This is a genomic window from Streptomyces sp. CA-135486, assembly GCF_050936555.1.
GTDB lineage: Bacteria > Actinomycetota > Actinomycetes > Streptomycetales > Streptomycetaceae > Streptomyces.
The window spans coordinates 107832-128047 of sequence record NZ_JBNJMM010000002.1; the positions used below are offsets into that span (position 1 = coordinate 107832).

Sequence of the window (20216 nt, forward strand, 5' to 3'; positions counted from 1 at the left end):
TCGTACCGGGGGCGGCGACTAGCCGAAGATCCCGCCGTCGTTCCCGCCGTTGTTGCCGTTGTTTCCGCCGCCACCGTCGATGGTGCGGACACTCACCTGCTGGCCGGGAGTCGCAGGGGTGCCGGCCGCCGGATCCTGGATGATGACCCGGGCGTTGTCGTCGTTGGGACCGTCGACGTTGCCGAGCTGCAGGCCCGCCTGGGCGAGGAGCTGCTTGGCCTCGCCGAGTGTCTTGTTGAACAGGTTCGGCACCTGGGCGGTCTGCTGCGGGCCCTTGGAGACCTGCAGGGTGACCGTGGTTCCCTTGGCCGCCTTCGAGCCGCCCTGGGGGTCCTGCGCGATGACCTGGCCCGCGGGTTGATCGGAGTCCACGTCGGCCCGAACGACCTGGAATTCCAGGGTCGTCAGCTGGCTCTTGGCGGCGTCGAACTGCTGGCCCACGACCGGAGGCACGTCGATCTTGGACTGCTTGGCCAGTGTGAGGGTGACAAGCGAGCCCTTCTCGGCCAGGCTGCCGCCCTTGGGGTTCTGGGAGAGCACCGTGCCGGGCTTCTCGGCGGACTCGATCGCCCTAGTGTCGACCTTGAAGCCCTCGCGCGTCAGCGCGTCCTTGGCCTTCTGCTCCGACTTCTCCGTGACGTCCGGGACCTCGACCTTGGGCGCGCCCTCGGAGACGACGACCTGGACGGTCTCGCCCTCCTTCATCTTGCCGCCCTCGCCCGGCGTCTGGCTGCAGATGCTGCCCTTGGGCTGCTCGCACCTCTGCGTGCCGGACTGCGCGACCTTCACGTGCGAGTTGGTTGCGAGATCCTGCGCCTCGGTCAGTGTCTTGCCGACCAGCGCGGGCACCGGCACATCGCCGCTGCCGCCGCCACCGCCGAAGACCGACTTGCCGATCAGTACCGCGCCGACCAGTACCAGGATGCCCGCGAGGATCAGCAGGATCGTCGAGGTGTTCGACTTCTTCTGGCGGCGGCGGTCCGGACGGTCGTCGTAACCGCCGTAGCCGCCGTCGTCCGGGTTCATCGGCGGGAGCATCGACGTCTGGCCCGCCGGGTCGGCCTGGCGCAGTGCCGTGGTCGGCTGGTCGTCCGCGCCGTACCCGCCGTAGCCGACCGCGCCCATCGCCGCCGTCGCCGCGACCGGCTGGCCGTCGAGGCAGGCCTCGATGTCCGCGCGCATCTCGTCGGCCGACTGGTAGCGGTAGTCGGGGTCCTTGACCAGGGCCCGCAGGACGATGGCGTCCATCTCGGGCGTGATCTCGGGGTCGAAGTTGCTGGGCGGCTGCGGCTCCTCGCGTACATGCTGATACGCCACCGCCACCGGGGAGTCGCCCACGAACGGGGGACGGACGGTGAGGAGCTCGTAGAGCAGGCAGCCGGTGGAGTACAGGTCGGAGCGCGCGTCGACCTGCTCGCCCTTGGCCTGTTCCGGGGAGAGGTACTGGGCGGTGCCGATGACGGCCGCGGTCTGTGTCATGGTCATGCCGGAATCGCCCATGGCGCGGGCGATGCCGAAGTCCATGACCTTGACCTGGCCGGTGCGCGTCAGCATGACGTTCGCCGGCTTGATGTCGCGGTGGACGATGCCGTTGCGGTGCGAGTACTCGAGCGCCTGGAGGATGCCGATGGTCATCTCCAGCGTGCGCTCGGGCAGCAGCTTGCGCCCGGAGTGCAGCAGCTCTCTGAGCGTGGAGCCGTCCACGTACTCCATCACGATGTACGGGATCGAGACCCCGTCGACGTAGTCCTCGCCGGTGTCGTAGACAGCGACGATCGCAGGGTGATTGAGCGAGGCGGCCGACTGGGCCTCACGGCGGAACCGGGCCTGGAAGGACGGGTCGCGGGCGAGGTCGGCCCGCAGCGTCTTCACGGCGACGGTGCGGCCGAGCCGGGTGTCGTGGGCGAGGTAGACCTCTGCCATGCCACCGCGGCCGAGCACCGAGCCCAGTTCGTACCGGCCGCCGAGGCGACGCGGCTCTTCCATAGCTGTTCCAGCCCTCTCCGTCAGTCCCGACCGCACCCTCGTGTGGTCCGGCGGTTAGCTGTTCGCGCATACGCTACCGGCCGCGTACCACCTGATCGGCCCGTGACCGTCACCTGATACCCGACCGGTATCGCAATGTGCAGGTATGGACGCCGGACGTGATCCGTGTCACTTCTTGCTGTCCAGTACCGCCTGCATCACGGCCTTGGCGATCGGGGCGGCGAGGCCGCCGCCGGTGATGTCGTCGCGCTTGGCCTCGCTGTCCTCGACGACGACCGCGACGGCGACCGGTGATCCGTCGCCGGTCTTGGCGTACGAGATGAACCAGGCGTACGGGTTTTTGCTGTTGTTCTCGCCGTGCTGGGCGGTGCCGGTCTTGCCGCCGACCGTGGCGCCGTCGATCTGGGCCTTGGTGCCGGTGCCGTTCTCGACGACGTTCTCCATCATCTGCTGCAGGAGCTGCGCGTTCTTCTGGGAGAGCGGGCGGCTCATCTCCTGCGGCTCGTTCTTCTTGAGGACGTCCAGGTTGGGCGATTCCAGCTGGTCGATCATGTACGGCTTCATCAGCTTGCCGTCGTTGGCGATCGCCGCGGTGACCATGGCCATCTGGAGGGGGGACGCGGCGGTGTTGAACTGGCCGATGGAGGACAGCGCGTTTCCGGGGCGGTCCATCGCCTTGTCGTAGACGGAGGCGGCGGCGCGCACCGGGGTGTCGATCTCGGGGTTGTTGAAGCCGAACTTCTGCGCCGTCTCCAGCATGTCGTCGCGGCCGACCTTGTCACCGAGCCTGGCGAAGACCGAGTTGCAGGAGACCTTGAGCGCCTGGTTCAGGCTGGCGTTCTTGCAGCCGCTGGCGTGGTTGACCATCGGCGTGCGGGTGTCGGGCAGGATGTACGGCTCGGGGGTGTCCGTCGGCGCCTCGATGTCCGTGACCTTGCCGTGCTCCAGGGCGGCGGCTGCCGTGACCACCTTGAAGGTGGATCCGGGCGGGTAGACCTCGCGCAGCGCCCGGTTGAGCTTCGGCTTGTCCTTGTCCTTCTCGAGCTTGTTCCAGGCGACCTCGTCCGATGCGCCGTAACCGGCGAAGGAGGCGGGGTCGTACGAGGGGGTGGAGGCCAGTGCGAGGATCCTGCCGGTCTGCGGGTCGATGGCGGCGACGGCGCCCTTCTTGGAGCCGAGGCCCTTGTAGGCGGCCTTCTGCGCGGCGCCGTTGAGCGTCGTGACGACGTTGCCGCCCTTCTTCTTGTCGCCGGTGAACATCGCCATCGTGCGGTCGAAGAAGAGCTGGTCGGAGTTGCCGGTGAGGATGCCGTCCTCGAGCTTCTCGATCTGGTTGGCGTCGAATGCCTGGGAGGCGTACCCGGTGACGGGCGCCCACATGGGGCCGTTGACGTAGGTGCGCTTGTACTTGAAGTCGGTGTCGTTCGTCGCGGCGGAGCCGGTGATGGGCTTGCCGTCGACGATGATGTTGCCGCGCTCGTAGGAGTACCGCTCGATCTGGACGCGGCGGTTGTACTTGTGCGAGTTCAGCTCGTCGGCGCGGACGTACTGGAGCCAGTTGTCCCTGATCAGCAGGGCGAGGACCAGGAGGCCGCAGAAGATCGCGATCCGGCGCAGGGGCTTGTTCACGGTCGGACCACCTGGGTCATCTCGGCGTCGGGGGACGGGGCGGGGGTCGGCGCGGGTCGCCGCGCGGTGTCGCTGATGCGGATCAGGATGCCGACCAGGGCCCAGTTGGCGATCACGGATGAACCACCCTGCGCGATGAACGGCATGGTCATACCGGTCAGCGGGATAAGGCCCATGACACCGCCGGCGACGACGAAGACCTGGATGGCGAAGGCGCCGGACAGGCCGATGGCGAGGAGCTTGCCGAAGGGGTCCCGGGCGGCGAGGGCGGTGCGGACGCCGCGCTCGACGATCAGGCCGTAGATCAGCAGGACGGCCATCATCCCGGCGAGGCCGAGCTCTTCGCCGACCGTGGCGAGGATGAAGTCGGAGTTGGCGGCGAAGCCGATGAGGTCGGAGTGGCCCTGGCCGAGGCCGGTGCCGAGGGTGCCGCCGGAGCCGAAGGCCATGAGGGACTTGGCGATCTGCTCGCTGGCCGCCACTTTGCCCCAGCCGGCGAACGGGTCGAGCCAGGCGGTGACGCGCTGCTGGACGTGCGGTTCGAAGGTGGCGACGCCGACGGCGCCGACCGCGGACATCAGCAGACCGAAGACGATCCAGCTGGTGCGCTCGGTGGCGACGTACAGCATCACGACGAACATGCCGAAGAACAGCAGCGAGGTGCCGAGGTCGGTTTCGAAGACCAGGATGAGGATCGAAATCGCCCAGACGACCAGGATGGGTCCGAGGTCGCGGCCGCGGGGCAGGTAGAGGCCCATGAAGCGGCGGCTTGCCAGCGCCAGGGCGTCCCGCTTCACCATGAGGTAGCCGGAGAAGAAGATCGCGATGATGATCTTGGCGAACTCGCCGGGCTGAAGGGTGCCGACGCCGGGGATGTTGATCCAGATCTTCGCGCCGTTCACCGCCGGGAAGAAGACCGGCAGGACCAGCAGGAACAGCGAGACCACCATGGAGATGTAGGTGTAGCGCTGCAGGATGCGGTGGTCCTTGAGCAGGATCAGTACGCCGACGAAGAGCGCGACGCCCACCGCGGAGAACATCAGCTGCTTGGAGGCGGCGGGGGCGAAGGTCTTCAGCGACTGGAAGCGCTCGGACTGGTCGAGGCGCCAGATGATCGCAAGACCGAAGCCGTTGAGGAGAGTGGCCAGCGGCAGCAGCAGGGGGTCCGCGTACGGGGCGAACTTGCGCACCACCACGTGGCTGACGGCCGCCAGCAGGCTGAGTCCGATTCCGTATCCGAGCATGCCGGCCGGGAGCGCGCCATTGATGGCGAGGCCCACGTTGGCGTACGCGAACACCGAGATCGCGACGGCGAAGACGAGCAGCATCAGCTCGGTGTTGCGGCGGCTCGGTGCTTCGATCGCGCCGATCGTGGTGGTGTTGGTGACAACGCTCATGGTGGAGAGGCCCCCTACGGCCTATTACTGCTTTCCGCAGTTCGAGGCCAGCTTCCGCTCCTCCTCCGAGAGGGTGGGGCCCGGAGAGGGAGTGGCTGCGGTCGGCTTGGTCTTGGCGTTCTGAGTGGTCGGCTTGCCGGTGGTGCCACCGGCCTGGCCCTCGCCGGGCGGCGCGGTGCTCGCGCGGTCGGCCGCTTCGCGGCGCTGCTCGTCCTTCTTGCAGGCCGAGGCCTGCACGGCGAGCTCGTCGATCTTCGCGCGGGCCTTGCCGAGGCTGTCCGCCGTGATCGTCGCCTCCACCTGCTTGCGCTGGTAGGGCGGGAGGTACTTGAGTTCGATCTCGGGGTGGTCCTTCTCCACGTTCGAGAGCGAGACCCAGGCCAGGTCCTGGCTGATGCCCTGGTAGAGGGCGACGTGCTCGTCGTTGGAGCCGACGAAGTACTGGGTCTGGGTCCAGCGATAGCCGCCGTACAGACCGCCGCCGACGACTGCCAGTGCGAGCACGGCGTAGAGGCTTCTCTTCAGCCACTTGCGGCTGCCGCGCGGCTTGATGAAGTCCTCGTCGGTGTACGCCCCGAAGCTGCCCTCGGGCGGCATGCCGCCGTAGCCCATTCCGTCGCCGCTGCCGGGCGGGCCGAAGCTGCCGGGCTGTGGGGGTGTGGGGCGGCCGAGGCCGGCGGCGCGTCCCGCCGGGGTCTGCATGGCGCCGTCGTCGTTGAGCTGGAGCTGGTTCTCGGCGACCGCGCCGACGACGACCGGCGTGTCGTTGAGCTGCCCGGCCAGGGTGTCGTTGGAGTCGGTGTCGAGGACGTCGGCGACGATGCAGGTGATGTTGTCCGGGCCGCCGCCGCGCAGGGCGAGCTGGATCAGGTCCTGGACGGTCTCCTGCGGGCCCTGGTAGCTGGCGAGGGTCTCCTCCATCGTCTGGTGGGAGACGACGCCGGAGAGCCCGTCGGAGCAGATCAGATAGCGGTCGCCGGCGCGGACCTCGCGGATGGAGAGGTCGGGCTCGACATGGTCGCCGCTGCCCAGCGCACGCATCAGCAGGGAGCGCTGTGGGTGGGTGGTGGCTTCCTCTTCGGTGATCCGGCCTTCGTCGACGAGGCGCTGCACCCAGGTGTGGTCCTGGGTGATCTGGGTCAGCACGCCGTCGCGGAGGAGATAGGCGCGTGAGTCGCCGACGTGTACGAGGCCGAGGCGCTGGCCGGTCCAGAGCAGGGCGGTGAGCGTGGTGCCCATGCCTTCGAGCTGGGGGTCCTCCTCGACCATCAGCCGCAGCTGGTCGTTGGCGCGCTGCACGGCAGTGCCGAGCGAGGTGAGGATGTCCGACCCGGGCACGTCGTCGTCGAGCGTGACGAGCGTGGAGATGACCTCCGAGGAGGCGACCTCGCCGGCGGCCTGGCCGCCCATGCCGTCGGCGATGGCCAGAAGGCGGGGGCCGGCGTAGCCGGAGTCCTCGTTGCCCTCCCGGATCATGCCCTTGTGTGATCCGGCGGCGAAGCGCAGAGACAGACTCATGCGCACCTCGCCCGTCGGATCGGGGTACAACCGGTCTCGAGCCACACTGCCCACCCTCCGGTCGGGAGCCCGTCCCGGTCCGCTGTAGGGACCGCTGCGGCTCGCTCGCTCCGCTCGCTCATTGTCGTACTACTTCCGCAGCTCGATGACGGTCTTGCCGATGCGGATCGGCGCGCCCAGCGGAATCGGTGTCGGGGTGGTGAGTCGGGTCCGGTCGAGATATGTGCCGTTGGTGGACCCGAGATCCTCGACGATCCACTGGCCGTCACGGTCCGGGTAGATCCTGGCATGCCTGCTGGACGCGTAGTCGTCGTCCAGCACGATCGTGGAGTCGTGCGCCCGGCCCAGGGTGATGGTCTGGCCCTGCAGCGCCACCGTGGTACCCGTGAGGGTGCCTTCGGAGACGACCAGTTTGGTGGGTGCTCCGCGGCGCTGGCGGCCGCTCGGCTGCTGCCGCTGCGGCGGCGGCGCGGCGGTCTGGCGCGCCTGCTGAGGACGCGCGTCGGCGTTGCGGCGTGAGCCGCGCTGCGTGACGCGCGTACCGAACAGGTCGCTGCGGATGACCTGGACGGCCACAATAACGAACAGCCACAGAACGGCCAGGAAACCTAGCCGCATGACCGTCAGGGTCAGCTCTGACATTGCCCCCGCTTCACCCTTCGGCTTGCCGGTAAACGATGGTGGTGCTGCCCACGACGATCCGCGAGCCGTCGCGGAGCGTAGCGCGGGTGGTGTGCTGCCCGTCTACCACGATGCCGTTGGTAGACCCGAGATCCTGGATCGTCGAGGGCGTTCCGGTCCGGATCTCACAGTGCCGGCGCGAGACGCCGGGGTCGTCGATCCGCACATCGGCGTCGGTGCTGCGACCCAGCACCAGCGTCGGGCGGGAGATCTGATGGCGGGTGCCGTTGATCTCGATCCAACGTCGTACTTGGGTGCTCGGCATCGGCCCGGGGCCGGGTGCCGGGCGGCGGTCCGCGACGGACGCGGGGCCGGGTCGGCCGGCGCCCGGAGGGGGCGCGGCCGGCATGGGAGGCGCTCCGGTGGGCGGGTAGCCGTAGCCGCCGCGTGCGCCGCCCTGGGGGGCGACGGGGCCGGGGCCGGCGGGAGCCCGCTCGGGCGACTGTGACGTACTCGACGCGAGGGTGCGGCTGCGCACCCGGTACAGGCCGGTGTCGAGGTCGTCCGCCTTCTCCAGGTGGACCTTGATGGGTCCCATGAAGGTGTAGCGCTGCTGCTTGGCGTAGTCGCGGACCAGGCCGGAGAGTTCGTCGCCCAGTTGGCCGGAGTACGGGCTCAGGCGTTCGAAGTCGGGCGCGCTGAGCTCCACGATGAAGTCGTTGGGGACGACCGTCCGCTCGCGGTTCCAGATCGTCGCGTTGTTGTCGCACTCCCGCTGGAGGGCGCCCGCGATCTCGACGGGCTGGACCTCGGACTTGAACACCTTGGCGAAGGTGCCGTTGACCAGACCTTCGAGGCGCTGCTCGAATCGCTTCATGACTCCCATGGGGCACCTCCTCCGTCGTTGCCGTCCTGGTACTGCTTACTGATCGTATCCACGCGTCGGGAAATCGGCTGGTTCCCCTTGTCTGCCCCGTCGATGAGTGTCACCTCTCACACGGATCGTAGAGGCGGCTTCCTGACAGTGTCCCGCACCCGGGAGGCTCCCAGGAGGAGTGGGGGGCGGCCGCCTTCCGTTCCCTGTTCCCCGCCGGGGTGTGCCAAACAAACTGATGTGAATCCACCCTGCCCAGCGTGCTAATCTTCTGGATGTCGCCAGGCGCTCGCACCGGACAGGTGGGGGCAGAGGCGGCAGCACCCAATGCGCGGGTGGCGGAATAGGCAGACGCGCTGGATTCAGGTTCCAGTGCCCGAAAGGGCGTGGGGGTTCAACTCCCCCCTCGCGCACAGAGAGAAACCGACGAAACGGGTTCTCACCAGAGACGAAAGTCCTGGTGGGGCCCGTTTCTCGTTGTCCGTACGGGCGTCGACCTCATCGGGGATGCCGCTGAGGGCGTTTTTACGTGAAAGTGCCCACACCGTGGCATTCGTCACGATGCGGGCCCCGGCTTTCGATGATCTTCAGTTGGTGCGGATGGAGGCGACGTTCGTCGCACCGGGGCAAGACGAAAGTGGGCCGTGGCGCGCGGGGTGTACTGCCTAGGGTGCTGGCGTGGACGCGTCATCGAAGATCCGGGCCGGCTGGGCATGGCTGGCCGCGCCAGAGCTGTGGTCACGGCGGAGGACCGCCGGTGAAGTGGTGCTCGCGCTGGTGCTCGGCCTCATGGCGGCCGGGACCGAGGAGCTGACGGGCAGCGAGGGATCGAGGCTGTTCGTCGTGGGGGCGTCGGCCGCGCTGCTGTCGCTGCTGCGGCGCAGGATGCCGACGCCGGTGCTGGCGGTCAGCGGGGTGCTCGCCCCGCTCGTGAGCGGGTTCGCGCCGCTGCTGCTGGTCGTGGGGTGGTCGGCCGGGCGCAGGATCGTGGGCGCCGGGCGGGCGCTGGCGGCGTTCACCGTGGCGTACTTCCTGTTCGTCGGCACCATGCTGCTGGACAACTGGACGCAGCAGGGGCCGATGACGCTCGTGCTGCTGGCCACCCTGTACTTCCTGGCGACGACCGTCGTACCGGGGCTGGCCAGTCGCTACCGGACGCAGCGGCGGACCCTGCTGCACGCGCTGCAGCAGCGCAACGCCCAACTGCTGTGGGAGCGCGCGATGGTGGCCGGGCAGGCGCGGCTGCGTGAGCGGCAGCGGATCGCCCAGGACATGCACGACAGCCTCGGTCACCAGTTGGCGCTGATCTCCGTGCATACGGGGGCGCTTGAGGTGGATCCCGAGCTGACGGGGCGGCAGCGGGAGGCGGTCGGAGTGCTGCGGGAGGCTTCGGTGACCGCGATGCACGAGCTGCGTGAGGTCGTCGGGATTCTCCGGGACGGGGTCGAGGGGCCGGCGCCGGTCGACGAGGCGGGGCGGGCCGCGCGCGGTACGGCAGGTATCGAAGGGCTCGTGGAGTCGGCCCGCTCGGCGGGCAATGCGGTGGAGCTGCGGTGTGCGGGCGAGGTGCGGCCGCTTGCCGCAGCGGCCGACCATGCCGCCTACCGCATCGCGCAGGAGGCGCTGACCAACGCTTTCAAGCACGCTCCCGGCGCTCCGATCGAGGTGGAGCTGCGGTACGAGCCGGACTCGTTCGTCGTCGAGATCGTCAGCGGGGCTGCGGCATCTGCGGCGCCGGGCGAGGTGGTCAGCGGCGGTCAGGGGCTGACCGGGCTGCGTGAGCGGGCACGGCTGGTCGGGGGCATCGTGCATGCGGGGCCCGCGGACGGCGGGGGGTTCCGGGTGGCGGGTGTGCTGCCGTACGGGGTCGTGGAGGCGGCGCCGTTCGTTGCGGCGGAGGACGACTTCCGCCAGCAGTCGCCGAGAGCCGCGCTCGGGAACGGCGGTCCGGTCATGGACTGGACCGTTTCGGAGCGGGAGCTGGCGATGGGCGGGAAGCGCAGGAGCAGGGGCGGGGGTGTGGCGCTGGGCTGCGGGATAGCCCTTGCGGCACTTCTGGTGCTGGGGGTGGCGGCAGTCTTCGGGATGTTCTTCCTCGTGGGGTCGGTGAGCGAGGGGATGATCGACCCGGCCGAGTACGAGAGTGTGCGGGTAGGGGCGGACGAGGGCGAGGTGCGCGACCGGCTGCCGAACGGGGACACGATCGCGACGGCCGGCTTGAGCGGCAAGGGCCCTCAGGAGCCTGCGGGCTCCGCGTGTCTGGTGCTGATGTCCTCGGAGGTGGGGGACGACATCGACACTGAGCCGGTGTTCCGGTTCTGCTTCAAGGGCGGCAAGCTGATCGAGAAGAAGTCCTACGAGGTCAGCCGGTGAGTGGCGGCGGCCGCCGGTAGCTGTGGGGGTGCATGTGACGGGGTCGCCGATCCGGGTTGTCATCGCTGATGACGAGCCGCTCATCAGGGCCGGGATCCGGATGATCCTCACCTCGGACCGGGGGATAGAGGTCGTGGCGGAGGCGGCGAACGGGCGTGAGGCGGTCGAACTGACCCGTTCGCACAGCGCCGATGTGGTGCTCCTCGACATTCAGATGCCGGTGATGGACGGGCTCACAGCGCTGGGGGAGCTGCGCAGGGCCGTACCGTCGGCGCGGGTGATCGTGCTGACGACCTTCGGCGAGCGGAAGAACGTACTGCGGGCGCTGGAGCAGGGCGGCGCGGGCTTTCTGCTGAAGGACACGGCGCCCGCGGAGCTGATCGGTGCGGTACGGGCGGCGGCCGCGGGGGATGCGTATCTCTCCCCCGGAGCGACGCGGCATGTGGTCGACCAGCTGGCCTCGGGGCGAGCGGCCGCGCGCGGCGAGGAGGCGCGGGCGCGGGTGGCCGGGCTGAGTGCGCGCGAGCGTGAGGTGCTGGCGCTGCTCGGGGAGGGGCTGTCCAATGCGGATGCGGGGCGGCGGCTGCACATGAGCGAGGCCACGGTGAAGACGTATGTGAGCCGGATCCTGTCGAAGCTGGAGTGTGAGAACCGGGTTCAGGCGGCGCTGCTGGCGCGGGACGCGGGGCTGGATGCCGGGTGGTGAGGGGTCGTTGAGGCGTTGCTCGGTGGGCGGGGCTGCGGGCTTGTTCCGCAGGGCCGGTTACGCGGGCCGGTGCTCCGCGGGCGCGGTCCCGCTGGGCCGGTTCGGTCGACGTTTCACATGGAACATCCGCGCTGCCTGTTTCACGTGAAACGCCCGCGGAGAGGGCTCCCTCCGCGGGCGTTCGCAGGTTCGGGGGTCATCAGGGAGTCGTCAAGCGGCGAGGCGGGCGGCCAGTGCCTTGCCCTTCTCGGCGGCTTCGTCCAGCGCCTTAGTACGGGACGCGTCGGCGAGCGGGATCAGCTCCGCCATCTCCGGCCTGGAACGGGCCATCGTCAGCTCGGGGACGATGAAGTCGACCTCGACGCCGAGCATGCCGGCGAACACCTTCTCCAGATAGGTCTGGACGAACTCGAAGTCCTCGCGCGGGGTACCGGGGGCGTACGAGCCACCGCGGCTGGCCACGACCGTGACAGGCGTGCCGGCCACCGGCCCGTCCGCACCCGCGTTGTGGCCGACGACAATCACCTGGTCCAGCCATGCCTTGAGGGTGGACGGGATCGTGAAGTTGTACATCGGCGCACCGATCAGAACGGCGTCCGCCGCTTCGAGCTCGGCGGCCAGCTCGGCACGCAGGGCGTCCTCGATCCCGGCGGAGACGGCGGCGAAGTCCAGGTGGGGCAGCGGCGTGGCGGCGAGATCCCGGTAGATGACGGTGCCGTCGGGGTGCTGCTCCTGCCAGGCATTGACGAACGCGGCTGTGATGTCGCGAGAGGCCGAGCCCTGAGGGAGGACGGCGGAGTCGAGATGCAGCAGCGTGGCCATGAGGTTCTCCATGGGGGCGGGAGGAGGAACTAAAATTCCGTATGCACCTATGGATAGCATAGTCACTTATTTTTTATAAGTCCCTAGTGGGGGCGCAGTACCCTGGAGCCATGGCGGAACACCCGGAACACAGCGAAGACGCGTGCAAGAAGGTCGACGGGGGCATCGCGCGTGTCTTCGAGCTGTTCGGCAAGCGCTGGACCGGGCCGATCGTCTCCGTACTGCTCCAGCGGGCGGTGCACTTCGCGGAGCTGCGGCGAGCCATCCCAGGCATCAGCGAGCGCATGCTCTCGGACCGGCTGACCGAGCTTGCGGCGGCGGGGCTGGTCGTGCGGGAGGTCGACGAGGGGCCGCCGCTGCGGGTCGCGTACCGGTTGACCGAGGCGGGCGCGGCGATGGAGCCCGCGCTCAAGGAGCTGGGGCTGTGGGCCGACAGGTACCTGGCCAAGGGTGGGTCGGGCGCCTGCTAGCGCGGGGATCTCCGCAGGCCGCCGAGTTGCGCAAGGTTATCCACAGGGGGAGACGGCTGTCGGGCGTCGGCGGTACCGTCGTTGGCAGTTGATGTTGAGGTGGTACGACGACGGGGGAGGCAGCGCGTCATGGGCGAGGCTCAGACGGTGGCGCCGGTTCAGCAGGCGGAGTTCGACGGCCCGGGGGCGGGCTGGGACGAGGGCTGCGGTTCCGAGGGCGGCGGGCGCATTCCAGTGGTGCCCGGCTTCGCGCGGCGCAAGGGCCAGGGGGCGGACGGCGCTCCGGGTGGCGCGCGATCGCCGAAGCAGGAGGGGAAGGCGCTGCGGGACCGGGTGCCGCGGTCCTCTCACGACTCGCTGGTGCAGGCAGTGGCGCGGCCCGACGCGGTCGAGGCAGTCGAGGAGTCCAGCCGCGGCCGGGTGCCCGAGCTGACGCCGATACGGGTGGGCAGGATGGCCGCCTCGCCCTTCGCCTTTCTGCGCGGCTCGGCCGCTCTGATGGCTCACGACCTGGTGGGCACTCCGGTTACCGGCGTGAGCGCGCAGATCTGCGGTGACGCGCACGCGGCGAACTTCGGTCTCTACGGCGATGCGCGCGGCCGCCTCGTCATCGACCTCAACGACTTCGACGAGACAGTTGTCGGCCCGTGGGAGTGGGATCTCAAGCGGCTCGCGGTCTCGCTGGCACTGGCGGGGCGCGTGGCGGGTGCGGACGAAAGCGTTTGCAGGGCGGCCGCGTTCGACGCCGTGGGCGCGTACCGGCGCACCATGCGTCTGCTGGCAAAGCTGCCTGCGCTGGACGCATGGAACGCCATCGCCGACGAGGAACTCGTGTCCCACGCGGACGCGCGTGATCTGCTCGGCACGCTGGAGCGGGTCTCGGAGAAGGCCCGTAACAACACGAGTGCGCGATTCGCCGCCAAGGCGACGGAGGCGCTGTCCGACAGTGTCGAAGAGGGACGGCGCTTCGTGGATGCGCCGCCGGTGCTGCGGCGGGTACCTGATGCGGAGGCGGCGGCCGTTGCCGCGTCGCTCGGGGAGTATCTGCGCACGGTGTCGGAGGACCGGCTGCCCCTGCTCGCGCGGTACGCCATCCACGATGTGGCGTTCCGGGTGGTCGGCACCGGGAGCGTCGGCACCCGGTCGTATGTGGTGCTGCTGCTCGACCACCGCGGAGATCCGCTGGTGCTGCAGGTGAAGGAGGCGCGTCCCTCGGCGTTGCTGCCCTATCTGCCGGCAGCCGGGTTTCCGACAGCGGAGGTGGCGCACGAGGGCCGCCGGGTGGTGCTCGGGCAGAAGCGGATGCAGGTGGTCAGCGACATCCTGCTCGGCTGGACGACGGTCGACGGACGGCCGTTCCAGGTGCGGCAGTTCAGGAACCGCAAGGGGAGCGTGGACCCGGCGGCGCTTACACCCGATGAGCTTGACGACTACGGACGGATGACCGGCGCGCTGCTCGCCCGGGCGCATGCGCACAGCGCCGACCCGAGGCTGATCGCCGGGTACTGCGGCAAGAACGAGGAGCTGGACGAGGCGGTGGCCGGCTTCGCCACGATCTACGCGGACCGCACGGAAGCGGATCATACGGAGCTGCTGACCGCGATCAAGAACGGACGGATAGCCGCTGAGCTGGGGGTGTGACGGGGTGCGTCGCCGCGCCCGTAGGCTGGACGGGTGACCCAGGATGCACCCGGGGGGCCGACGACCCGGAACCAGGAAGAGCAGGACGCGCAGACGCGGCCCGAGGCCCGGCTGGAAAAGGCGGTGCGCGCGGCAGAGCAGGCGCTGATCGAATTCGAGATCGCGCTGGAGACCTTCCGGGTGGAGGTGGAGAACTTCTCCCGGCTGCACCACCAGAAGCTTGGCCCGATGTATGCGCGCCTCGACGAGCTGGACGCGCAGATCGCGGAGGCCCGGGCTGCGCGTACCGGCGACCCGGAGGATGTGCGGAAGGCCCAGGAGGCGCGGGCAATGGTGATGCCGATGCCCGGTGTCGAGGAGCTGTTCCACGACTGGATGGACTCCGACGGCCTCTCCCCCGAGGCCACCGCGATGCTCAACGACCAGCCCGTGCGGGCGCCGAAGCGGGTGCGGCCGAGCGAGGAGGCACGCAAGCTCTACCGCGAGCTGGCGCGCAAGGCGCATCCGGACCTGGCGCAGGACGAGAAGGAGCGGGAACGGCGCGGCGAGTTCATCGCGCGGGTGAACGCCGCGTACGGGCTCGGCGACACGGACCTGCTCCGGGAGCTTGCCGAGGAGTGGGAGGCCGGGCCGGTCCCCGAGGAGCAGCGGCTCAGCGAGAGCGAAGAGCTCTACGCCCGGCTGGAGTGGCTCTCGCAGCGCAAGGAGCTGCTCACGGCCGTGGCCAAGGAGCTGGAGGAGAGCGCGATCGGTGCGATGCTGCGGATGGCGCCCGAGGACCCGGACCGGCTGCTGGAGGAGATCGCCGAGCAGCTGCTTGCGCAGGTCGCCGAGCGTGAGAATGAACTGGCCGGACTGGTGCAGTAGTTTTCCTGAGGCTTCCCGGGAAGCCGCAGAACCCTGCGGTGTCAGTACGAGAAAGGCATGACCCATGAATTTCGCCCCGCTGCCCTCGGTGGACGCCGCGGCGGTACCGTCCGACGGTCTGGTGCTGGACGTCCGGGAGGACGACGAGTGGGCGGCCGGGCATGTCGAGGGCGCTCTGCACGTCCCGATGAGTGACTTCGTGGCCCGTTTCGGTGAGGTGACCGAGGCGCTGGCCGACGGAGGCCGGGCGTATGTGATGTGCCGGGTCGGCGGGCGGTCCGCGCAGGTCACCCAGTATCTGGTGCAGCAGGGCATCGACGCGGTGAACATCGACGGCGGCATGCTCGCCTGGGACGGCGCCGGGCGCCCCATGGTCACCGACAACGGCACCTCGGCGTTCGTCCTCTGAGGCTCTGCCGCCGCACTCCGAATCAGCCGAGGGGGTGGGCGGCCAGCAGGTCGCCCAGTGCCTCCTCGTGAGCCGCGGCCGGGCCGAGCGAGAGCTCCAGCTGTTTGGCCCAGGCGTGGTAGCGGTGCAGCGGGTAGTCGGTGTCCGCGCCGAAGCCGCCGTGCAGATGCTGCGCGGTCTGGACTACGCGGCGTACGCCCTCCGAGGCCCAGATCTTGGCCACCGCGACATCGCCGGAGACCGGCAGCGGGCCGCCGGCCCCCGCACTACCCCGAGCCTGGCCCAGCCGCCAGGCCGCCTGCCAGAGGGTCGCTTCCATGGCACGCAGATCGATATAGCGGTCGGCGGCCTGCACTGCGACCGCCTGGAAGGTCGCGACCGGGAAGCCGAACTGCTCTCGTTTTCCGGTGTATTCACTGGTCATCGCGAGCACGCCCTCGCCGAGCCCGAGCGCGAGCGCGCAGGTTCCGGTGGCCAGGAGCTGGCGGAGCCACTCCCAGGCACCCTCGGCGTCGATCAGGTCCTGGCTGTCTATCCGTACGGAATCCAGGCCGACCTCGGCGAAACGCTCGCCGCTGGTGGAGACCTGATCGGCGAGCGTGAGGCCGGCCTGGTCCCGTGGGACCAGCGCGAGGACCCCGCGGCCGTCATCGGTGTGCGATGGCACGGCGATGCGGTCCGCGCACTGGGCCCAGGGCACGCCCGTCTGCACCCCGTCGAGCACCCAGCCGTTGCCTTCGGTGTCCCGGCGCGCGGCGACGGCGAGTTCGGCGGGATCGTGGCCGGTGCGGCCGTTGGCCCCGACGGTGAGCACCAGTTCCCCGCGCCCTACCCGGGGGAGGAGCTCTTGGCGCAACCGGGCACTGCCGTAACGCTCCACGGCCATGGCGACCGCGCTGGTCTCCAGCAGCGGCACCCGCGCCAGCACCTTCGCCGACTCGCGCAGCACCAGACAGAGCGCGATGGGGTCAAGGCCCGCCCCGCCGTGCTGCGGGGACAGGACCAGACTCAGCAGATCGGCTTCCGCCAGCCTGGCCCACAGCGGCCGGTCGAACTCATCGGCCACCGCGCCCGGAGTGAGAGCGGGGCTCGGCACTCCATCGGGCGCGACGCCCGAGAAGACCGCCCTTGCCGCTTCGACGGCCGCCTGCTGCTCCTCGGTGAAGGTGAAGTCCACTGCCTGTCCTCCCACGCACCGGCGCATCCTGAAGCGCTGCTCGAATCCGTATCCGACCCGTATCTGACGGACCGTCAAGATAGAGCACGTTCTTGAAAAAGAACACAGTGCGGGAGGGAACCGAGCCCGTTCGGCGAACTCAGCGGTCGAAGTCCAACTCCACTTCGGGGGTGGCCGGATGGGACTGGCAGGCAAGCACATAGCCCGCCTCGGTCTCTTCCTGCTCCAGTGCGAAGTTGCGGTCCATACGCACCTCGCCCGAGACCAGGAATGCCCTGCATGTGCCGCAGACCCCGCCCTTGCAGGCGTACGGCGCGTCCCCGCGGCTTCGCAGCACGGTCTCCAGCAGCGACTCACCCTCCCGCACCGGCCACTTGCCGGACCGGCCGTCGAGGGTCGCGGTCAGCTCGGCGTGAGCCGGCGCGCTCGCCGGAGCCGAGCTGGGCCCGGAGCCGTCGTCGACGTGGAAGATCTCCTCGTGGATACGGGTCCGGTCCACACCGAGCCCGCGCAGCGTGCGCTCGGCGCCCTGGACCAGACCGAAGGGTCCGCACAGGAACCAGCCGTCCACGTCCGACACCGGAAGCAGAGCCGGCAGCAGGCCGGTCAGCCGCTCCTGATCCAGCCGCCCGGACGGCAGTCCCGACTGCTGCTCCTCCCGCGAGAGCACGGTGACCAGCTGAAAACGATCGGGGTAGCGGTCCTTGAGGTCGGCAACCTCGTCCAGGAACATCGTGGAGGCCGCGGTGCGGTCGCTGCGTATCAGACAGAACCGGGCCTCCGGCTCCCGGGCCAGCAGCGTCGCAGCCATCGACAGCACCGGGGTGATTCCGCTGCCGCCGACGATCGCCGCGAAGTAGCCGGGGCGCGGGGCGAGCAGGAAGCGGCCCATCGGAGGCATCACCTCGACGGTGTCGCCGGCGGTCAGTTCCTTGAGCGCGTACGTCGAGAACTCGCCACCGTCGACCAGCCGGATGCCCACGCGCAGCACGGGATCAGCGTTCGGCGGGGCGGCCGGGGCGCAGATCGAGTACGTACGGCGGATTTCCTCGCCGTCCACCAGCCGGCGCAGTGCCAGGTGCTGACCGGGGGTGTGGCGGAAGGTCTCGCGCAGCTCGGGCGGCACCTGGAGGGTGACGGCCACCGAGTCGTCCGTGAGCTGTTCGACCTCGCTCACCCGGAGCGGATGGAACATCTACAACTCCTTGAAGAGGTCGAAGGGTTCACGGCAGCTGACGCAGCGGCGCAGCGCCTTGCAGGCGGTGGAGGAGAACCGGCTCAGCAACTCGGTGTCGGTGGAGCCGCAGTGCGGGCAGCGCACCGAGAGGGAGAGCGGCACCGGCCCCTCCGCCGCGTGCGGGCGCGGCGGGGCTATCCCGAACTCGGAGAGCTTGCGCCGCCCCTCAGCGCTGATGTCGTCCGTCGACCAGGCCGGGGAGAGAACCTTGACGACAGAAACGTCCGGTATCCCGTGATCGTGCAGCACTTGCTCGATGTCCGAGGTCATGGCCTCGATCGCCGGGCAGCCGGTGTACGTCGGGGTCAGCTCCACCTCGACCCTGCCAGGCCCGAGTATCTGCACCCCGCGCAGCACGCCGAGCTCTTCCAGCGTCAGCACCGGCAGCTCGGGGTCGGGCACCGAGCCGGCAAGCCTGCGCAGCTCCGCCTCGAGCCGTGTCTCGGTCCCATCAGTCAGGTCGGTCACCATGACGCCCCCGGGTGGCTGCGGTGCAGATGCTGCATCTCGGCCAGCATCCGCCCGAAGGACTCGGTGTGCAGACCCTGGCGTCCCGCTCCGGCGGCCCAGCCGTCGGCGCGCGGTCCGGCGGGCACGGTCAGCGTCGAGCGCTTCAGGACGGCGGTGACTGACTCGAGCCAGTCGGACTGCAGCGCCTGCCAGTCGACGTCCAGCCCCTCGACCGGCTCGAACATCTCGCCGGTGAATCGCCACAGCGCGTCGCACGCCCGCCGCATCCGCTCATGGCTCTCGGCCGTGCCGTCGCCGAGCCGCTCGGTCCAGTGCTCGGCGTGGTCCTGGTGGTACGCGACCTCCTTGACCGCCTTCGCTGCGAGCCCGGCGAACTCACCGCCGCCGGCCGCCAACTGCCCGTACAACAGCCGCTGGTAGACCGAGAAATAGAGCTGGCGGGCGATGGTGTGCGCGAAGTCGCCGTTCGGCTGCTCGACCAGCTGGAGATTGCGGAAGGCCCGCTCCTCACGAAGGTACGCCAGCTCGTCCTCGTCCCCGACGAGGGAGAGCAGCACTCGCGCCTGGCCCAGCAGATCCAGGGCGATATTCGCGAGGGCGACGTCCTCCTCCAGGACGGGCGCATGGCCTGCCCACTCCCCCAGCCGGTGCGACAGCACCAGCGCGTCGTCGCCGAGGGCGAGTGCTGCGGCGTTCGCCGTGGTGGTCACAGGTGCTTCACCCCTTCCGGGATCTCGTAGAAGGTCGGGTGCCGGTAGGGCTTGTCGGCAGCCGGTTCGAAGAACGGGTCCTTCTCGTCGGGCGACGACGCGGTGATCTCCGTTGAGGGCACCACCCAGATCGACACGCCCTCGTTCCGCCGGGTGTACAGATCGCGGGCGTTGCGCAGGGCCATCTCCGCGTCGGGGGCGTGCAGGCTCCCCGCGTGGGTGTGGGACAGCCCGCGGCGTGAGCGCACGAAGACCTCCCACAGCGGCCAGTCGGTCGAGCTGCTCATGCCGTCGCCTCCCCGGGCTTCGCGTGCTGCTGCGTTTGATGCGTCGCGTGTGTTTGATGCTTTGCGGCGTATGCCGCAGCCGCATCCCGGACCCAGGCGCCCTCTTCGTGGGCCTGGCGGCGCTGCGTGAGCCGTTGTTCGTTGCAGGGGCCGTTGCCCTTGAGGACCTCGTGGAACTCGGCCCAGTCGATCGCACCGAAGTCGTGGTGGCCCCGCTCCTCGTTCCACCGGATATCGGGGTCCGGGAGGCTGAGGCCAAGGGCCTCGGCCTGCGGGACGCAGATGTCCACGAAGCGCTGGCGCAGTTCGTCGTTGGAGTGCCGCTTGATCTTCCAGGCCATGGACTGCGCCGAATGGGACGACTCGTCGTCCGGCGGGCCGAACATCATCAGCGACGGCCACCACCAGCGGTTCACCGCGTCCTGCGCCATCTCGTGCTGTGCGGCGGTCCCGCGGGAGAGGGTGAGCAGCAGCTCGTAACCCTGGCGCTGGTGGAAGGACTCCTCCTTGCAGATCCGGACCATCGCGCGGGCATACGGGCCGTACGAGCAGCGACAGAGCGGCACCTGGTTGGTGATCGCCGCGCCGTCCACCAGCCAGCCGATCGCGCCGACGTCGGCCCAGGTCAGCGTGGGGTAGTTGAAGATCGAGGAGTAGCGCTGGCGGCCGGCGTGGAGCTTGTCGAGCAGTTCCTCACGGCTGGTGCCCAGGGTCTCGGCGGCGCTGTACAGATACAGCCCGTGGCCCGCCTCGTCCTGGACCTTGGCCATCAGGATCGCCTTGCGCCGCAGCGAGGGCGCCCGGGTGATCCAGTTCGCCTCGGGCTGCATGCCGATGATTTCGGAGTGGGCGTGCTGCGCCATCTGGCGGACGAGCGTCGCCCTGTACGCGTCAGGCATCCAGTCGCGCGGCTCGATGCGCTCGTCGGCGGCCACAGCGGCGTCGAAAACCGCCTCGTACGTATCCGCAGTCACTGCCGTCATCCGGGCCCCCTACCGACCGATCGTTCGGTTCATTGGCT

Annotated in this window: 19 protein-coding genes and 1 tRNA gene; 7 read left to right on the forward strand and 13 right to left on the reverse strand. The window is 69.6% G+C overall.

Annotated elements, in window-relative coordinates:
- Positions 1 to 18: 18 nt before the first annotated feature.
- From pknB to ACQEVG_RS19590, 6 genes are all read right to left on the reverse strand, one after another.
- Positions 19 to 1986 carry a Stk1 family PASTA domain-containing Ser/Thr kinase gene (gene pknB, locus ACQEVG_RS19565; RefSeq protein ID WP_432985706.1) on the reverse strand — a complete coding sequence of 656 codons (1968 nt, stop codon included), beginning with the start codon at positions 1984 to 1986 and terminating at the stop codon, positions 19 to 21.
- A gap of 168 nt (positions 1987 to 2154) precedes the next feature.
- Positions 2155 to 3615 (reverse strand): peptidoglycan D,D-transpeptidase FtsI family protein, encoded by a 1461-nt coding sequence (locus tag ACQEVG_RS19570; RefSeq protein WP_432985708.1) that lies wholly within the window; start codon positions 3613 to 3615, stop codon positions 2155 to 2157.
- Positions 3612 to 5012: an FtsW/RodA/SpoVE family cell cycle protein gene (locus tag ACQEVG_RS19575; RefSeq protein ID WP_432985710.1), complete on the reverse strand. Its 1401-nt coding sequence runs from the start codon at positions 5010 to 5012 to the stop codon at positions 3612 to 3614. The genes ACQEVG_RS19570 and ACQEVG_RS19575 overlap by 4 nt, the downstream gene beginning before the upstream one ends.
- 24 nt (positions 5013 to 5036) lie before the next feature.
- Positions 5037 to 6530, reverse strand: coding sequence for a PP2C family protein-serine/threonine phosphatase (locus ACQEVG_RS19580; protein ID WP_432985712.1), 1494 nt, complete (start codon positions 6528 to 6530; stop codon positions 5037 to 5039).
- A gap of 129 nt (positions 6531 to 6659) precedes the next feature.
- Positions 6660 to 7172: an FHA domain-containing protein FhaB/FipA gene (locus ACQEVG_RS19585; protein WP_432985714.1), complete on the reverse strand. Its 513-nt coding sequence runs from the start codon at positions 7170 to 7172 to the stop codon at positions 6660 to 6662.
- 10 nt (positions 7173 to 7182) lie between these two features.
- The gene (locus tag ACQEVG_RS19590) at positions 7183 to 8037 is read right to left on the reverse strand and encodes an FhaA domain-containing protein (protein WP_405807340.1); all 855 of its coding nucleotides are present in this window, start codon (positions 8035 to 8037) and stop codon (positions 7183 to 7185) included.
- 317 nt (positions 8038 to 8354) lie between these two features.
- Between ACQEVG_RS19590 and ACQEVG_RS19595 the strand changes: the two genes are divergently transcribed.
- The 3 genes from ACQEVG_RS19595 (at position 8355) to ACQEVG_RS19605 (ending at position 11104) form a co-directional block, all read left to right on the forward strand.
- A tRNA-Leu gene (locus tag ACQEVG_RS19595) sits at positions 8355 to 8438 on the forward strand.
- Between the two features lie 265 nt (positions 8439 to 8703).
- Positions 8704 to 10398 carry a sensor histidine kinase gene (locus ACQEVG_RS19600; RefSeq protein WP_432985716.1) on the forward strand — a complete coding sequence of 565 codons (1695 nt, stop codon included), beginning with the start codon at positions 8704 to 8706 and terminating at the stop codon, positions 10396 to 10398.
- Positions 10399 to 10432: 34 nt separating this feature from the next.
- Positions 10433 to 11104, forward strand: a complete 672-nt coding sequence (locus ACQEVG_RS19605) for a response regulator transcription factor (protein WP_432985718.1) — start codon at positions 10433 to 10435, stop codon at positions 11102 to 11104.
- Between the two features lie 210 nt (positions 11105 to 11314).
- Here ACQEVG_RS19605 and ACQEVG_RS19610 read toward each other — a convergent pair whose 3' ends face one another.
- Positions 11315 to 11926 (reverse strand): FMN-dependent NADH-azoreductase, encoded by a 612-nt coding sequence (locus tag ACQEVG_RS19610; RefSeq protein ID WP_432985720.1) that lies wholly within the window; start codon positions 11924 to 11926, stop codon positions 11315 to 11317.
- Positions 11927 to 12036: 110 nt separating this feature from the next.
- Here ACQEVG_RS19610 and ACQEVG_RS19615 point away from each other — a divergent pair, with 110 nt between their 5' ends.
- From ACQEVG_RS19615 to ACQEVG_RS19630, 4 genes are all read left to right on the forward strand, one after another.
- Positions 12037 to 12396, forward strand: coding sequence for a winged helix-turn-helix transcriptional regulator (locus tag ACQEVG_RS19615; RefSeq protein ID WP_432985722.1), 360 nt, complete (start codon positions 12037 to 12039; stop codon positions 12394 to 12396).
- A gap of 129 nt (positions 12397 to 12525) precedes the next feature.
- Positions 12526 to 14037, forward strand: a complete 1512-nt coding sequence (locus tag ACQEVG_RS19620; RefSeq protein WP_432985724.1) for a DUF2252 domain-containing protein — start codon at positions 12526 to 12528, stop codon at positions 14035 to 14037.
- Positions 14038 to 14070: 33 nt separating this feature from the next.
- Positions 14071 to 14904, forward strand: a complete 834-nt coding sequence (locus ACQEVG_RS19625; RefSeq protein WP_432985726.1) for a hypothetical protein — start codon at positions 14071 to 14073, stop codon at positions 14902 to 14904.
- 64 nt (positions 14905 to 14968) lie between these two features.
- Positions 14969 to 15313 (forward strand): rhodanese-like domain-containing protein, encoded by a 345-nt coding sequence (locus ACQEVG_RS19630; protein ID WP_432985728.1) that lies wholly within the window; start codon positions 14969 to 14971, stop codon positions 15311 to 15313.
- Positions 15314 to 15335: 22 nt separating this feature from the next.
- On the opposite strand, the gene ACQEVG_RS19635 is transcribed toward ACQEVG_RS19630, so the two are convergent.
- The 6 genes from ACQEVG_RS19635 to paaA all read right to left on the reverse strand — a co-directional run bounded on the left by ACQEVG_RS19635 (position 15336) and on the right by paaA (position 20178).
- Positions 15336 to 16490, reverse strand: a complete 1155-nt coding sequence (locus tag ACQEVG_RS19635; protein WP_432992746.1) for an acyl-CoA dehydrogenase family protein — start codon at positions 16488 to 16490, stop codon at positions 15336 to 15338.
- Positions 16491 to 16629: 139 nt separating this feature from the next.
- Positions 16630 to 17685 (reverse strand): 2Fe-2S iron-sulfur cluster-binding protein, encoded by a 1056-nt coding sequence (locus tag ACQEVG_RS19640; RefSeq protein ID WP_432985730.1) that lies wholly within the window; start codon positions 17683 to 17685, stop codon positions 16630 to 16632.
- On the reverse strand, positions 17686 to 18198 hold the full coding sequence (gene paaD / locus ACQEVG_RS19645) for a 1,2-phenylacetyl-CoA epoxidase subunit PaaD (RefSeq protein WP_432985732.1): 513 nt from the start codon (positions 18196 to 18198) through the stop codon (positions 17686 to 17688).
- The gene (gene paaC, locus ACQEVG_RS19650) at positions 18192 to 18908 is read right to left on the reverse strand and encodes a 1,2-phenylacetyl-CoA epoxidase subunit PaaC (protein WP_432985734.1); all 717 of its coding nucleotides are present in this window, start codon (positions 18906 to 18908) and stop codon (positions 18192 to 18194) included. The genes paaD and paaC overlap by 7 nt, the downstream gene beginning before the upstream one ends.
- Positions 18905 to 19195, reverse strand: a complete 291-nt coding sequence (gene paaB, locus ACQEVG_RS19655; protein WP_360866943.1) for a 1,2-phenylacetyl-CoA epoxidase subunit PaaB — start codon at positions 19193 to 19195, stop codon at positions 18905 to 18907. Before paaB ends, paaC begins: the two co-directional genes overlap by 4 nt.
- A complete protein-coding gene (paaA, locus tag ACQEVG_RS19660) occupies positions 19192 to 20178 on the reverse strand; it encodes a 1,2-phenylacetyl-CoA epoxidase subunit PaaA (protein WP_432985737.1) in 987 nt (328 codons plus the stop codon). The genes paaB and paaA overlap by 4 nt, the downstream gene beginning before the upstream one ends.
- Positions 20179 to 20216 lie beyond the last annotated feature (38 nt).